This window comes from Variimorphobacter sp. HTMS_6 (genome assembly GCF_059717775.1).
Window position 1 is genome coordinate 1740884 of the sequence record NZ_AP046094.1, and the last position, 15557, is coordinate 1756440.

The following is a 15557-nucleotide window of genomic DNA, read 5'->3' on the forward strand; positions in this document are numbered from 1 at the left end:
TTTCTATTTTATCTAGTTTCAATTACTACATATATCAATAATCTTCCATTCTTTAATTTATAACATGATATTTGCTCATATATTGAAAGGATTATTAAATATAAAAATAGTATTCCCTCGTATTACATCAATAAATTCACGTTTCTTTTCCTTTCATTATCATATATTATTTAGTTCTTTCAATTACTTTAAAATAAATAATTTAAATTGTTTAATTTCGTGTATATTATTTTCACATTGAGACATAATAAATATCAGATACGATGTATGACTTAACTAACTTGAATATCATATACTCGACTTTTTAAGTATCTATCGTATCGAAGCAAGATGAATTCAAAAGAATTCACTTGTAAAAAAAGAATAGATAGTTTGTAATTCGTCTCAGATTACAGACTGCAATTTCTTGAAAGACAGGGAGATGGTTGCTTTTGGACAGTTTATTTAGTTTAATTGAAAGCTTTGGTAATTCCTCAGTTTGAAAGATAACAAGGTGAATTGAAAAAGGCTAATATTCTCACTATCAAATTGAATATTGCTTAAATTGAGACAAAGGAAAAGGCAAGAATACTGGTTTATTCTTGCCTTTTTCATATTTATTTCTGCCTCCAATCATATCCGGTTGGATTCTGAAAGATTCTTATATCAAATTCTTCTGCTATCGATATGATATGATCAAAGATATCTGCCTGAATCATCTCATAGATTCCCCAATCCGTAACAGCTGTAAATGCATAAACTTCAAGAGGTATTCCATTTTCAGTAGGTGAAAGCTGTCGTACCATCCTAGGCATATCCTCCATTAGATCAGGGTGATGGCTTAAATACTGCTGAATATAGACACGAAACGTACCAACATTTGTTAAGTGTCTTCCGTTAACACGGTTTTCGACATCAATTTCCTGCACTTGTCTCTCAAGCGATAACTCTGTTTCTTTTTCGATTATATAATCTCTCAGATATTCAATTTTCTTATACTTGTCAATCATGTCTTGCGTGCAGAATGTAATACTGTTCACGTCAATACTGATTGAACGCTTTATTCTTCTTCCTCCGAATTCGGTCATTCCTCTCCAGTTCTTAAAGGCGTCAGTCACCAAAGCATAGGCTGGTAAAGTTACAATAGTTTTATCAAAATTTTGAACTTTAACCGTATTTAATGTTATGTCTACTACATCGCCATCCGCTCCGTATTTCCCAACTTCAATCCAATCGCCAATCCTTAACATATCATTAGAGGTTAACTGTATTCCTGCGATAAAACCTAATATCGTATCCTTAAATACAAAGGAAAATACAGCTGCTAATGCACCAATACCGCTAAGTAATACGAGAGGATTTTGATCCATTAAGGTACCAACAATTACGATTATAATGACAATATATATAACAATTTTTACAACCTGTAGCAACCCTTTCATCGGTCTGATCTTCGATATCGAATAAGTACTGTAAATATCATTAATTGCATCCAGAAAAGAATTAATAATAAAAACTGCCATCACCATTATGTAGATGACTGCTCCTCTATGCATTACATCCGACACGACTTTATTATGAAATGATGTAGCAAAAAGATAGATAACAATACCCGGTAAAACATTTGCCAATCTGGTAAATACTTTTCTTTTAATCAAACAATCAAACCAAGTGTATCGGTTTCTTAAAATTACTTTTGCAAAAATCTTTAGCACGATATTCTTTGCTACAAAATTAACCACTAAACTAATTAGAATAATGGAAATAACCAATATAAAACAGGACAAATATCCGACCAAATCGTCATTAACATTATTATTTTTCAATAAATCACTTATATAATCCATCATATTACAAAACCTTTCAATCATTCATTTTCACCATCATGTTCCCTAATTTTACTATTGTATATTCGTGATGTCAAACTTCTATTTCTAAATTTTAATTTCACCATATAATTATTTTTCTTAAAGGGTTAGCAATTTGAATTAGAGGAACCTTTCACAGGGTATTAAGTGAAATTTTTACCAGAGAGTTACTATGTTTAATTTGATTTTAATGTAATTACAATAATATTTTGGTATAATATTCCTACAAATATGCTATCTTCTACTATACAACATCAGATAGCATAAAGACTTCTATTTGAGGAACTATAAAGATGTATAGTATTCAGAAACGAGGTGCAGACTATGTGGTTTTCAAAATCACCGATTGATGTATTAAAAGAATTGGCTGTGGATCCGGATGTTGGATTAAGTACCACAGAAGCAAAAAAAAGACTGGAACAGTATGGTTTTAATAAATTAAAGGGCAAGCCCAAGAAAAGTTTATTCGCACTGTTCTTCTCACAATTGAATGATATGTTGATCTACGTTTTATTAGCTTCAGCGGTTATTACTTTTATCATTCATGAATACTCTGATTCCATTATAATTTTATTAGTAGTAATTTTAAATGCTGTAATCGGCGTCATTCAGGAAGCGAAGGCGGAAAAAGCCGTCGAGGCTCTTCAAAAAATGACCACTCCCAAATCCTTGGTAAAACGTGATGGGATAGCGATTGAGATCAATTCCGAAGAAGTTGTTCCCGGCGATATTGTTATACTTGACGCTGGTAGATTTGTTCCTGCTGATATTAGATTATTTGAAAGTGCAAATCTCCAAATCGAAGAATCGGCATTAACCGGTGAATCCGTTCCTTCCACAAAAGATGCTTCAATGATACTGGGTGATCCTAAGACTCCTGTGGGGGATAAAGCAAATATGGCTTTCTTATCTACGCTGGTTACCTATGGTCGTGGAGAGGGAATTGTAGTTGCCACCGCGATGGAAACTGAGATTGGAAAAATCGCCAAAATCCTGGATGCTGAGAATGATGAAATGACTCCTCTTCAAAGAAGACTGGATGAGCTTGGACGTATTTTAGGTTTTCTGGCAATTGGTATATGTGCCTTTATTTTTATCATTGCTTTGATTCAAAAAAGAGATTTATTTGAGATGTTCTTAACGGCAATCAGTCTTGCCGTCGCAGCAATTCCTGAAGGACTTGCTGCCATTGTGGCCATTGTATTAGCAATCGGTGTTACTAAGATGTCAAAAATTAACGCAATTGTAAAGAAGTTACCAGCGGTTGAGACATTAGGCTCAGTAAATATAATTTGCTCTGACAAAACCGGAACATTAACTCAGAATAAAATGACAGTCGTAAAGCAATATACACATAACCATTATACAGACATTGAGGGAGACGCAACGCACCTTACCCCTACACCGGATGAGATGGAATTAATCAAATCCTTTGTTTTATGTTCCGATGCAACCTATGAAAACGGTCAAGGAACCGGAGATCCTACAGAAATCGCTTTAATTATTATGGGAGATAAGTTTGGATTAACAAAACAACAACTAAATCTCTCTCACAAACGAGTTGGTGAAAATCCATTCGACTCAGATAGAAAGTTAATGTCTACATTAAATATAGAAGGAAATGGATATCGTGTCCATACTAAGGGTGCAATTGATAATATTCTAAAAATATCTTCTACCGCCTTAGTAAATGGCTCTATTGTTCCTCTAACTGAAGAATTAAAGAAGGATTATCTTAACATTGCGGAGAATATGTCCGATTCTGCTCTTCGAGTACTTGGAGTTGCATTTAAAAACAGTAATCAGGTGATTCAGCCTGAAGTGATGGAGAATGACCTTACCGTGGTAGGTATTGTCGGGATGATTGATCCTCCAAGGATAGAAGTACAAGAATCAATTCGAGAAGCAAAAATGGCTGGAATACGACCTATCATGATCACCGGTGACCATAAAAATACCGCCGTAGCCATTGCAAAACAGCTTGGAATTGCAGATGGAATTGAACAAAGTATCACAGGTAACGAGATAGACTCCATATCAGATGAGCAATTTGCTGCTGATATTAACAAATACAGAGTATTTGCAAGGGTATCACCTGAGCACAAAGTTAAAATTGTACGAGCGTTTAAAGCTCAGGGTAATATTGTATCCATGACGGGTGATGGTGTGAATGATGCTCCTTCTTTAAAATTTGCTGATATCGGTGTTGCAATGGGTATTACCGGTACAGATGTTGCAAAAGGCGCCAGTGACATGATTCTAACTGACGATAATTTTACAACTATTGTTCATGCGATTGAAGAAGGAAGAAACATTTATAATAACATCAAGAAATCGGTAATATTCCTCCTCTCCTGTAATCTCGGTGAAGTAATCGCCATATTAGTATCAATATTACTAAATTGGCCGGTACCACTGATTGCAACACAGATTCTGTGGGTTAACTTAATAACTGATTCCTTGCCAGCGATAGCGCTTGGTATGGATCCAGGTGATCCAGATGTTATGAAGCAGAAGCCACGTAATCCAAAGGAAAGTTTCTTTGCTCAGGGCGCAAGCTTTCGAGCAATAGTTGGCGGATTGTTAATCGGTATTTTTACATTAATCGCATTCTATTACGGATTATGGGAGCATGGATATCATATGAATACAACGGATATTCCTGATAATGTACTTTCCTATGCCAGAACTATGGCGTTTATTGTATTAGCAGTATCACAGCTCTTCTATTCCTTATCAATGCGAAACTTTAACAAATCCATCGTTAAAATCGGATTATTTTCTAATCCGTTATTAATCGGTGCTATCCTACTGGGTATCATATTGCAACTCGTAGTTATCTATGTACCCTTCCTTGCGGATGCATTCAGCGTTCAGAGTATATCGGTAATTGACGCAGTTATTGTTATAAGCTTTTGCCTCATCCCCTTGTTCGTAAATGAAATTATTAAGTTCTTTACAAAAAGAAAGCTCTAATATAATGTTATATTTCAGTTCCAAACAATAATAAATAAATGAAGGAGCGGTTGCTTGCAACAGCTCCTTCATTTATTTATAACTGGATTCCATACCAGATTATTTTCTTAATCACGGCTTCTTATTATTATATTATTTTATTAGTTGAGCAACAAATCTACCTAGTACTACCCCAATAATACTCAGAAACAAATTTAAACAAATATTTATAGATCCCATCAGGTACTTTCCTTCACTGATAAGATTAACTGTTTCATAGCTGAAGGTTGAAAAAGTGGTAAGTCCCCCCATAATTCCGGTGGTAAGGAATAGCCTAAGATTCGGGGAGATAGAATCCGTTGATATACTTAACTCCATAATAAACCCGATTAATATTCCACCGATTACATTAACAATTAAAGTACCAAACGGAAATTGATTACCGAATAATTTGGGTGAATGATATGATATGACATATCTTAATGAAGCACCGATGAAACCACCGATTCCAACGTATAGTATCTTTAGCATCTATCCTTCCTCCATAACTTCTACTGTCTAGTATGATCTAATTATCATTCTATTTTTACCAGATGACTAATAATCATTTGCATTATAGCAGTTTTAAATCTCTTTCGCAAATCCAAGATTATTTTATAGTAAATTAGTACATTTTTGTAAAATTCCAATAGAGATTTTGTGGTAAATAATGTATAATACAAACATAGGATGATCAGATTATTTAAAGTAATCGAGATTTACAGAATATTTGGGGTAGGAAATGTTTGGAGGTTGAACATGAAGTATTTTGGAGAAGGGTTAAGCGAAAAACACAAGGAATTAAGTAGTATCATTCGTAAAAAAGGACATCTTGATCAAGCAAAAGAATTATTTCTTGAGATTCATAGTAATCTTCATTCCTCATCCATCTCTGCAGGTCATAAGAATGAATACGATGAATTATTAGAAGGATTGAAGGAGAAAGAATATTCAATTATGCCCACCAGCAAGGATGAAACAATTGCATGGGCACTCTGGCATCTGGCTCGTATTGAGGACTTGACAATGAATATGCTGGTCCATGGACAGGATCAGATCTTTAATGATTATTGGAAGCAGTTAATGAATTCCTCGATAACTGATACAGGCAACGCGCTAAATGACGAAGAAATCATGGAATTCAGTAAAAATCTTAATATCTCTAGTCTTTTAGAGTATCGAGATGCAGTAGGCCATCGCACCAGGGAGATTGTCAAAGATCTGGCTGAGGAGGATATGAAGAGAAAAGTATTACAAGATCATATTGATATGATCTTTCAGGCTGGTGGAGTTACTTCTGATAAAGATTCCATATGGTTACTTGACTTCTGGGGTAAAAAAGATGTTGCTGGTATCTTATTAATGCCACCTACTAGACATATGATGCTTCATATCAATGATTGCTGTAAATGGAAAGAGCATATCCGAACAAAAAACAAATACTATCTTCAATAGTGTAAACCAGAGGGGATGTTGCAAAATTAGTAATTTGTAAAAATAATGTTATATTGCCATAATGCACTGATTAGATAACAATATGGATACTGTCCTTCCAACCTGTGTGTAATGTCAATAACATTGTTCCTAGATAGAATTACTAATTTTACAACATCCCCACTTATAAAATCTCTATTAATAATTAAATAGCCTCAGAACCACGTTCGCCTGTTCTAATACGTACCGCATCCTCGACTTCATAAATGAATATCTTACCATCTCCATAATTACCGGTATTGATTTTCTTCACTACTGTCTCAATAATGGTTTCAGCTACATCACTTGGCACAACGGTTTCAACTTTTACCTTTGGTAATAGATTAACATGTGTTTCAGTACCTCTATATATCTGTACATAACCCTTTTGCTTACCGTAGCCCATGATATTACTGATCATCAAACCGCTCGCATTATTCTCATTTAATATGTGTTTTAAATCTTCTAATCTTTCCGGTTTTATTATGATTTCTAATTTTTTCATTGCATCCTCCATTCCGCCGTTATACGGCGCTGATTTAAGTTTATTAAATCGCTTCTATATTTATAAGCTCCCTATTTCTTAAATCTAGCCAACTGCTTCACCGGTGCATTATCCTCAGAATCATAATCAAGTTCGCATTTTACTAACTGAATATCCGGATATCCGAGAACACCCATTTCCGGAATATCAAGACCATCAAGTTCTACTTCAGGTGCAACTCTTAAGCCCCAAACCTTATCAAGTACCTTGAAGAAGATAAAGGATACACCAAAGCCCCATACAAATAATACGATTACTGCTACAACCTGAGCAACAAACTGACCTGCATCTCCAAAGAACAAGCCGGTAACTCCACTATCAATACCGTTTATACCAGCTCCGTAGGAACCATCTGCAAATAATCCCAAGGCTAAAACACCCCATAAACCATTTACACAGTGTACTGATATTGCACCTACTGGATCATCAAGTCTCATTTTATTCTCTACGAATGCTACGGAGAAACATACTAAGATACCTGCTATTAAACCGATTACAAATGCGGATGCTGCATTTACAAAAGCACAAGGAGCAGTAATTGCAACAAGACCTGCAAGAGCGCCGTTCGCCGTCATGGAAGGATCCGGTTTTCCGTATCTTACCCACATATAGAACATAGCTGCTAAACCACCAATAGCACCTGCAATCATTGTATTAGTTGCTACAACGGATAGTCTAAAATCTGATGCATTTAATGTAGATCCTGCATTAAAGGAAAACCAGCAGAAGAACAATACAATCGTACCGATGATAGCCATTGGAATATCATGACCGGGGAATGCTCTGGTGGATCCGTCTTTTTTAAACTTACCGATTCGAGGGCCTATTACAATAGCTCCGGCTAGCGCAAGCATACCACCCATGGAGTGAACAACAGCTGATCCGGCAAAGTCAACAACGCCATGACCCAAACCGAAATTTTTACCAAGCTGAGACAACCAACCTCCGCCCCATACCCAGTTACCGAATAACGGATATAAGAACATGGAGATAAAGAATGATGTGATAACAACTGCAGAATACTTAACACGTTCTGCCATTGCACCGGTAGGAATTGTTACTGTTGTATCCATGAACACCATTTGGAAGAAGAACAATGCATAGATACCAGGATCATAAACACCAAAACCGGATAACATAAAACCCTTATATCCGATGATACCACCGATTCCCGGAATACTTAACATCGCATTCAAAGCACCTCCGCCGGTTCCCAGCCCGGCCGCTCCACCGGAACCACCAAACTGAAATGCAAATCCACATAAGAAATAACCAATTGCACCAACTAAAAATACCATAAAGTTCATTGTCATTGTGTGCGCTGCATTCTTACCACGGCAGAATCCGGTCTCAACCATTGCGAATCCACACTGGAAGAAGAATACCATAAAGCCCGTAATCATTACCCATGTAAAATTAGCTCCATAATAAGCTTTATTTGCTTGAACTGCAACGTCTGCAAGCTTTTCTGTTCCTGTCGCTGCCACATAAGACTGCCCAGTAGGATCGGATGCTCCAGGTCCTGCTTTATAAAAAGCAAGAGCCAAACCAATCGCCAATGCGACAACTACGACTAACAAACCTATAACTTTAGCTGACTTCTTCATAATCATTACCTCCCTGATTAGTTTTATATTTTTTTACACTAATCCACCTATTTCATATAAGCTTGAGCAACATATATCAATCACAAGCTTGTGTGAATTTAAAATAAAATCCACGAAACTACTTCTTTTTTTTCTTTGACTTTTTAAAGTTACTCCATGAAAATTTTGTATTGCTCTTATAAAATTCTATTTTAAAATTGTCTACTTGAAAGTAATATCGTAGTCCAAGATAAGCAACCAATAGACCAAATACAATTCCAGGTACATTCGCATTCAAAACTTTCATTTTAATATCGAACAACACACTATAAGCACTGAAAAATGCACCTAGAAAAACTATTGTTAAAGTTCCGAAATATAAAAGAGCAATTATAATTTTCTTTTGTTTGTTCATGTTAATCCCTATACTCTGACTGTTCATGTTAACACCTCCTATTCCTTTAAATTGATTTCCGTAATGATATTTATTTAGGAAGGGTCGATCTTGCGACTCTTTCATTTCGGCCTCAATGTATTACTTTGAATAAATAAAAAATGGAGCCAAGGGTATCCTTGACTCCATCGTCTTAACGAAATTATTATATCAATTGAAATTTATCAGTGTTCAACTAAGATTTACAATTGATGTATACTATTCAAATGTGCACTATAACATATTTTTTATACTGAGCTTTTATCAGTACCTGTATTGTCTTTGTGATTTTTTGTTTGGTAAAAAAATCACAGTGCAAAGTTTACACCAACAGCTAAATATACTTTGTTTCATAGGAATACTGCACTTTTCAAACAAATAAAAAGAGGTCAAAACTAAATAGTTCTGACCTCATTGTCGCTAATATTTAAACGATTATGCAAATCGTTTTAAGAAATTCTTAATAAGACATTGCCATAATAGCATACATTTTTTAGCATTACAATAGAGATTGTAAAATCTTAACATAATCTTTATACCGAAGGTATTTTACTTCATTCCGGTATAGATCCATACCGCATCTCTTAAAAATGCCGCCATACCAGGCTTCTTCTTATCATAGTATTTTGTAAATCGTTCATCATCAACATACATTTGTGCAAGTCCGGCATGAGCCTCTTTGCTGTATTGTGGCCATGAATAGGATAACCACTTACGATGTAGCTCTGCAACTTTTTGTGCCTCTTCTCCTGACGGATCGCCGCTTTCAAAGGCTACCTCCAAGCAATCCAATACCTCCTGTCCTAATCTCTCGTATTCCTCGTATTCTTCCTTTGTCATATTAAGCATTTTTTGGTTTGATTGGTTTACCCTTTCCTCACCATACTTTTCTCTAATTTCCTTGCCGTATTTTTGCTCATTCTCCTCGACAAGTTTCTTTTTAAATCCTTCAAATTTTTCTATATCACTCATTTGAATTCTCCCTTCCTTATAATCAATTGTTCTTTGAACATTACCAATCAGAATATCTAATTGTTGTTTTTGCGCAAGGAGATCTTCTAGATGTTTCGTTAACGCAGTTATCTCATCAAAGGAATCTTCCGTTATGATATCCTTTATCATATCAAGAGCGACGCCCATCTCTCGATACAGCATAATCTGTTGCAGCCGATCCACTTCCTTTTGACCATAGATACGATATCCTGAAGAATTGACTCTTGCCGGCTTAAGAATTCCAATTTCATCATAATAACGCAATGTTCTGGTGGTAACTCCCGCTAGGGAAGCTAATTTTCTAACTGTGTATTCCATGTTCCAACCTCCTTATACGATGAGTATAAACCTTCACGTTACGTCAATGTCAAGGGATAAATTTTAATTTTTATTAACTTTTTTAATATAGGTAACCAGTAAAATCTCCTATCTGAATACCTGAATAATATATATTTTTTTTATTGATATATTAATGTAAATGCTATAGCAAGGATATATTCTATTTAAACATTGAAAATTTACCATTATTTGGGTATAATCAGATAAGATATTAGTTCAAAAAAGTACAAGGTGTCTTTAAGAATATCCCTCTTCGTTAGGAGTAAATGCTTATGAAAAAGTTTATAGTTATTATTTTAATTATAGTAGCAATTACCATCTTGTTTTTTGGAAAAGATATATATCATAATTCGGCGGATAAATCACATTGGAGACAATTAAGTTCCAACATTAAAGAAGATAAGATAAATAAAGTTATTTTAGATTCAGAACTTGTTGGTCGTGAAAAGAGTGATTTTTTAAGGGATTTAGCTTCCTCAAAATTTTATAAGAGCAATTGGCGTAAAGAGGGGCCTACTGGACAAATTTTCATCATAGTTTTTAAAGATGGCTCGGAGCAATCTTTTATGTATTGGGGAAATGCAATATTTGAAACAACTTATAATAATGGACAATTTCTAATAAAAAGTACTGCAAAGATTGAACAAGTTTTTAAAAAACATAATCTAACTATAAATTGATTAAATACAATGTTCTTAAATAACGATCAAAAAGGACCAAGTAATTGGTCCTTTTAAAATCTAATATTATCAACATATTCTTGAACATAACGCAAGAATAATTCTTTGTGACTAGATATGTTTAAACTCGTGGGATGCTTCTACAAAATTATTCAGCTTCGTCTGAGCCAGTCCACTATCTATTATTTCTTTCGCCAATTGAACTCCCTCTTTTAGAGATGTGGTTTTATCTCCCACCATTAGGGCTCCCGCTGCATTTAAAATTACAGCATCTCTTCTTGGACCTTTGTTCTTTCCGGAGAATACATCCTTGATCATCACTGCGTTTGCTTCGGGTGTTCCGGTGATAATGTCATTTAATTTGCATCGCTTTAAGCCTAATTCCTCGGGTGTGATGATATAATTTGATACCTTACCGTCCTTTAATTCATTGACCGTAGTATTACCAAACAAAGATATCTCATCTACCCCGCCTTCTCCATATACAAATAATGCTTTGGTATAGCCCAGGGAAATCGCCACCTCAGTGACCATATCTAAAAGCTCCGGTTTATATACCCCCATCACATGCCTCGTAGCTGATGCAGGATTAATAAGCGGCCCGATAATTGTATAGAAAATTGTTTTGATTCCAATTTCCTTCTCTGGGTGAATCATTTTTCTCATAACCGGGTGAAATAATGGTGCATATAAAAATGCAATTCCTACCTCTTCAATCAGTTTTGACACACCCTGTGTACTCTGATGAATCTCAACTCCGAGTGCCTCTAACACATCCGCACTTCCGGATAGAGTTACACTGGACTTACTTCCTGTTTTGGCAACCTTGATTCCACCGGCTGCTGCTACAAAAGCACTTGCCGTAGAGATATTGAAGGTACTTAATCCTCCTCCGGTTCCACAGGTATCCATTAGTTCTTCTTTCGTATTCGGCGTGATTTTGATACAGAGATCTCTCATTGCCTTCGCTATGGAAGAGATTTCATCCAAAGATGGACCTTTCATCAATAGTGCAACCTGAAATCCCATAATTTGAATATCATTAAACTTACCATTATGAATTGCTATAATTGTTTGATATGCTTCCTCTTTCGTCAAGCTTTTCCCTGCGTTCAATTTCAATAAGATGTCATCCGCTAAAGCACTCATTACATGATAGCTCCCTTCATACTTCTTACATACTCTTCTACATAAGGAATACATTCTTTACCATACTCCCCTACGATACGAACGATGGCGCTTCCAACTATGACCCCATCGGATATGGATGCCATACTAGAGGCTTGCTCCGGTGTGGAGATACCAAAACCGATTGCACATGGAATATCATTCACTTCTTTTACCACCTTAATCAATTCTCCCACCGCCGAACTAATCTCGGTTCGCTCTCCGGTAACACCCATGGAGGATACGCAGTACAGAAAACCCGTGGCTTCCTTTGCAATCATTCTTACCCGATCATTCGATGTAGGCGCAATCATTGAGATAAAGGTAATACCAAATTTATCACAGTAGGGTAAAAGCTCCTCCCTTTCTTCATATGGAATATCCGGAACGATCACTGCATCAATACTTACTTTCTTACAGTTATTCATGAAGCGTTCCGCCCCATAGGTATAAATAGGATTTGCATAGGTCATAAATGCAATTGGAATATCCGTAATCGTTCGAATTCTCTCAACCATATCAAAGATTTTATCCGTTGTTGTGCCAGAGGATAGCGCTCGGTAATCAGCCTCTTGAATAACCGGTCCTTCCGCAACCGGATCTGAGAATGGGATACCCAGTTCGATTAAGTCCGCTCCGCTCTTTGCCATCATCAACACCAATTGCTCCGTAATCTCCAAATCCGGATCACCGGCTGTAACAAATGGAATAAATGCTTTTTTATTGTTAAATACCTCTCCAATTCTATTCATATATCTGAACCCCCCTATATCTGGCAATCGCCGCTACGTCCTTATCTCCTCTACCGGATAAGTTAATGACGATAATTTGATCCTTTCTCATCGTTGGTGCCAGCTTTCTTGCATATGCAACCGCATGTGCGCTTTCGATTGCCGGAATGATACCCTCCATACGGGATAGGTATTCAAAAGCATCCACCGCCTCTTGATCGGTAACCGGAACATAGGTTGCACGGTTTGTATCATGAAGATTGGCATGTTCCGGACCGATTCCCGGATAGTCCAGACCCGCTGAGATTGAGTGTACCGGAGCAATCTGACCGTATTCATCCTGACAGAAGTAGGATTTCATACCATGAAATATACCCAGAGAACCGGTTGCAATCGTAGCCGCCGTTTTATCCGTATCTGCACCGAGACCGGCGGCCTCACAACCAATTAAAGCAACTTCTTCATCCTGAATAAAATCATAGAAAAGACCCATCGCATTACTTCCGCCACCAACACAGGCAAGCACAGCATCCGGCAATTTTCCTTCCATCTCAAGCATCTGTTGCTTTACTTCTTTTCCGATTACACTTTGGAAATCACGTACGATAATCGGAAATGGGTGAGGTCCCATAACAGAACCAAGGACATAATGTGTATCTTCTACACGCTTTGTCCATTCTCTCATAGTCTCATTCACAGCATCCTTAAGCGTCTGCGTACCTGAGGTAACTGCATGAACCTTTGCTCCAAGTAACTCCATACGGAACACATTAAGAGCCTGACGATCCGTATCTTCCTTACCCATAAAGATCTCACATTCCATACCCATTAATGCAGCAGCGGTAGCAGTCGCAACACCATGTTGTCCTGCTCCGGTTTCAGCAATAACTCTGGTTTTACCCATCTTTTTTGCTAATAATACCTGACCCAGCACATTATTGATTTTATGAGATCCGGTGTGGTTTAAATCTTCCCTCTTAAGATATATTTTGGCACCGCCTAAATCCTTCGTCATCTTATCCGCGTAATATAACAGAGACGGTCTTCCTGCATAATTTTTTAATAAATCATCTAATTCTTTATTAAAGCTTTCATCATTTTTATAAAACTCATATGCCTTTTCTACTTCATTCACGGCATTCATCAATGTTTCCGGTACGTATTGTCCTCCATGTACTCCAAATCTGCCCTTAGACATCATTTCACGCTCCTTACTTTTGTTATAATATCGATAATTTTTTCTTCATCCTTATATCCATCGGTTTCAACCCCACTACTGATATCAATTGCATAGGGCTTCATCTCGGTAATCGCTTGCACAACATTTTGAGTATTTATTCCTCCAGCCAGAAAATATGGCTTAATCCCTTCTTGAATAACGTTCCAATCAAAGGTTTCTCCGCTCCCACCGTACTCACCCTTCTTAAAGGTATCAAGTAGCAGGTATTCTGCATCGATTGACTGTGAAAATATGATATCCTCAGAATTTTGAACCCTTACCGCTCTGATTATAGGATTTGAAAGTCTGTTTTTTAAATGCTTCAGATATTCCTCGTCCTCATCTCCGTGCAATTGAATAATATCTATAATGTTTTGATTACATAAGTATATTATGTTTTCAATATCTTCATTTACAAATACACCAACCGCCTGAATAGTTGGATTTAGTATAGACTTTAACTCACTTGCTTGCTGGATAGTGACCTGACGTTTACTTTTAGCAAACACAAAACCGATGTAATCAGGATATGCTTTGTTGACATATTCAATATCGATTGTTCTAGTTAAGCCACATATTTTAATTTTTGTCATAAATACTCCTTCGGATATTTAAAACTTGTTCCCTGTAATCAATCCCACAACTTATACTTCATACGATATTCTGATTAACTCCGATTCAGCTATATTTTAAGCCGTAGTAGCTGTTCCTTCTTATCAGGACTTCTCATCAAGGTTTCTCCGATTAACACCGCATTTACTCCGGCATTCTTTAAAACCTTCATATCCTGATGTGTTTTGATACCGCTCTCCGCCACAAATAGAATCTCACTCGGAACCAATCCACGAAGTATTACACTGTTGTTTAAATCCACTTCAAAGGTTTGAAGGTTTCGATTGTTCACTCCGATAATTCTGGCTCCTGCCTGCATTGCTGAATGAACCTCTTCCTCCGTATGTGCTTCAACTAGTGCGGATAGCCCTAACTCATCACATATTTTAATATATCGATTTATCGTGTCCGTACTCAATAAGGAACAAATTAAAAGTACCGCATCCGCTCCGATTATCTTTGCTTCATAGATTTGATATTCGTCAATCGTAAAATCCTTACGCAAAACCGGAATATGAACCGCCTTGCTGATTTCAGAAAGATAATTGTTATCCCCTTTAAAGAATTCTGGCTCTGTCAAAACAGAGATCGCATTAGCACCGGCTTCTTCATAATCCTTTGCAATCTGTAGATAAGGAAAATCCTCTGCTATAATCCCTTTGGAGGGAGAAGCTTTTTTCACCTCACAGATAAAAGCAATATTTCCAATCTCACCTTTGGCTTTTACAACTTTATCAATCGATTCTTCAATCAAACTACTTCCTGATTTTAATGTCTTCTCAAACGCAAACGGTTCACGATTATTAAACTCTTTTCTTCCACTATCGTTAAAAATCATCGTTTTGATTTTCTCCAAAGGAAGGTTTTTCTTCGCTTTCTCTACCCGTTCTATGGTTGACTTTGCAATGGTATCTAAAATCATATTCATCCTGTCCTTTC

Annotated in this window: 14 protein-coding genes; 3 read left to right on the plus strand and 11 right to left on the minus strand. The window is 36.5% G+C overall.

The window, feature by feature from the left end; genetic code table 11:
• Positions 1 to 596: 596 nt before the first annotated feature.
• A complete protein-coding gene (locus AC6IWN_RS07825; protein WP_497991816.1) occupies positions 597 to 1850 on the minus strand; it encodes a mechanosensitive ion channel family protein in 1254 nt (417 codons plus the stop codon).
• A 321-nt stretch (positions 1851 to 2171) separates the two neighbouring features.
• On the opposite strand from AC6IWN_RS07825, the gene AC6IWN_RS07830 reads away from it, so the two are divergent.
• A complete protein-coding gene (locus AC6IWN_RS07830) occupies positions 2172 to 4823 on the plus strand; it encodes a cation-translocating P-type ATPase (protein WP_497991817.1) in 2652 nt (883 codons plus the stop codon).
• Between the two features lie 132 nt (positions 4824 to 4955).
• Here AC6IWN_RS07830 and crcB read toward each other — a convergent pair whose 3' ends face one another.
• Entirely contained in the window at positions 4956 to 5333 is a 378-nt protein-coding gene (gene crcB, locus AC6IWN_RS07835) for a fluoride efflux transporter CrcB (RefSeq protein WP_497991818.1), read from the minus strand.
• A gap of 267 nt (positions 5334 to 5600) precedes the next feature.
• On the opposite strand from crcB, the gene AC6IWN_RS07840 reads away from it, so the two are divergent.
• Positions 5601 to 6296 (plus strand): DinB family protein, encoded by a 696-nt coding sequence (locus AC6IWN_RS07840; protein ID WP_497991819.1) that lies wholly within the window; start codon positions 5601 to 5603, stop codon positions 6294 to 6296.
• A 184-nt stretch (positions 6297 to 6480) separates the two neighbouring features.
• Here AC6IWN_RS07840 and AC6IWN_RS07845 read toward each other — a convergent pair whose 3' ends face one another.
• The 4 genes from AC6IWN_RS07845 to AC6IWN_RS07860 all read right to left on the minus strand — a co-directional run bounded on the left by AC6IWN_RS07845 (position 6481) and on the right by AC6IWN_RS07860 (position 10188).
• Positions 6481 to 6819 (minus strand): P-II family nitrogen regulator, encoded by a 339-nt coding sequence (locus AC6IWN_RS07845; RefSeq protein ID WP_497991820.1) that lies wholly within the window; start codon positions 6817 to 6819, stop codon positions 6481 to 6483.
• A gap of 71 nt (positions 6820 to 6890) precedes the next feature.
• Positions 6891 to 8465: an ammonium transporter gene (locus AC6IWN_RS07850; protein ID WP_497991821.1), complete on the minus strand. Its 1575-nt coding sequence runs from the start codon at positions 8463 to 8465 to the stop codon at positions 6891 to 6893.
• Positions 8466 to 8583: 118 nt separating this feature from the next.
• Complete coding sequence (locus AC6IWN_RS07855) at positions 8584 to 8886, minus strand: hypothetical protein (RefSeq protein ID WP_497991822.1); 303 nt, start codon at positions 8884 to 8886, stop codon at positions 8584 to 8586.
• Positions 8887 to 9426: 540 nt separating this feature from the next.
• Positions 9427 to 10188: a MerR family transcriptional regulator gene (locus tag AC6IWN_RS07860; protein WP_497991823.1), complete on the minus strand. Its 762-nt coding sequence runs from the start codon at positions 10186 to 10188 to the stop codon at positions 9427 to 9429.
• A gap of 293 nt (positions 10189 to 10481) precedes the next feature.
• Between AC6IWN_RS07860 and AC6IWN_RS07865 the strand changes: the two genes are divergently transcribed.
• Positions 10482 to 10889: a hypothetical protein gene (locus tag AC6IWN_RS07865; protein ID WP_497991824.1), complete on the plus strand. Its 408-nt coding sequence runs from the start codon at positions 10482 to 10484 to the stop codon at positions 10887 to 10889.
• A gap of 111 nt (positions 10890 to 11000) precedes the next feature.
• Here the strand turns inward: AC6IWN_RS07865 and trpD are convergent, their stop codons facing one another.
• From trpD to trpC, 5 genes are all read right to left on the minus strand, one after another.
• Positions 11001 to 12038, minus strand: a complete 1038-nt coding sequence (gene trpD, locus AC6IWN_RS07870) for an anthranilate phosphoribosyltransferase (RefSeq protein ID WP_497991825.1) — start codon at positions 12036 to 12038, stop codon at positions 11001 to 11003.
• A complete protein-coding gene (trpA, locus tag AC6IWN_RS07875; protein ID WP_497991826.1) occupies positions 12038 to 12808 on the minus strand; it encodes a tryptophan synthase subunit alpha in 771 nt (256 codons plus the stop codon). The genes trpD and trpA overlap by 1 nt, the downstream gene beginning before the upstream one ends.
• Entirely contained in the window at positions 12801 to 13985 is a 1185-nt protein-coding gene (gene trpB / locus AC6IWN_RS07880; protein WP_497991827.1) for a tryptophan synthase subunit beta, read from the minus strand. The genes trpA and trpB overlap by 8 nt, the downstream gene beginning before the upstream one ends.
• Positions 13985 to 14599 carry a phosphoribosylanthranilate isomerase gene (locus AC6IWN_RS07885; protein ID WP_497991828.1) on the minus strand — a complete coding sequence of 205 codons (615 nt, stop codon included), beginning with the start codon at positions 14597 to 14599 and terminating at the stop codon, positions 13985 to 13987. The genes trpB and AC6IWN_RS07885 overlap by 1 nt, the downstream gene beginning before the upstream one ends.
• An 89-nt stretch (positions 14600 to 14688) precedes the next feature.
• Positions 14689 to 15540: an indole-3-glycerol phosphate synthase TrpC gene (gene trpC, locus AC6IWN_RS07890; RefSeq protein WP_497992189.1), complete on the minus strand. Its 852-nt coding sequence runs from the start codon at positions 15538 to 15540 to the stop codon at positions 14689 to 14691.
• Positions 15541 to 15557 lie beyond the last annotated feature (17 nt).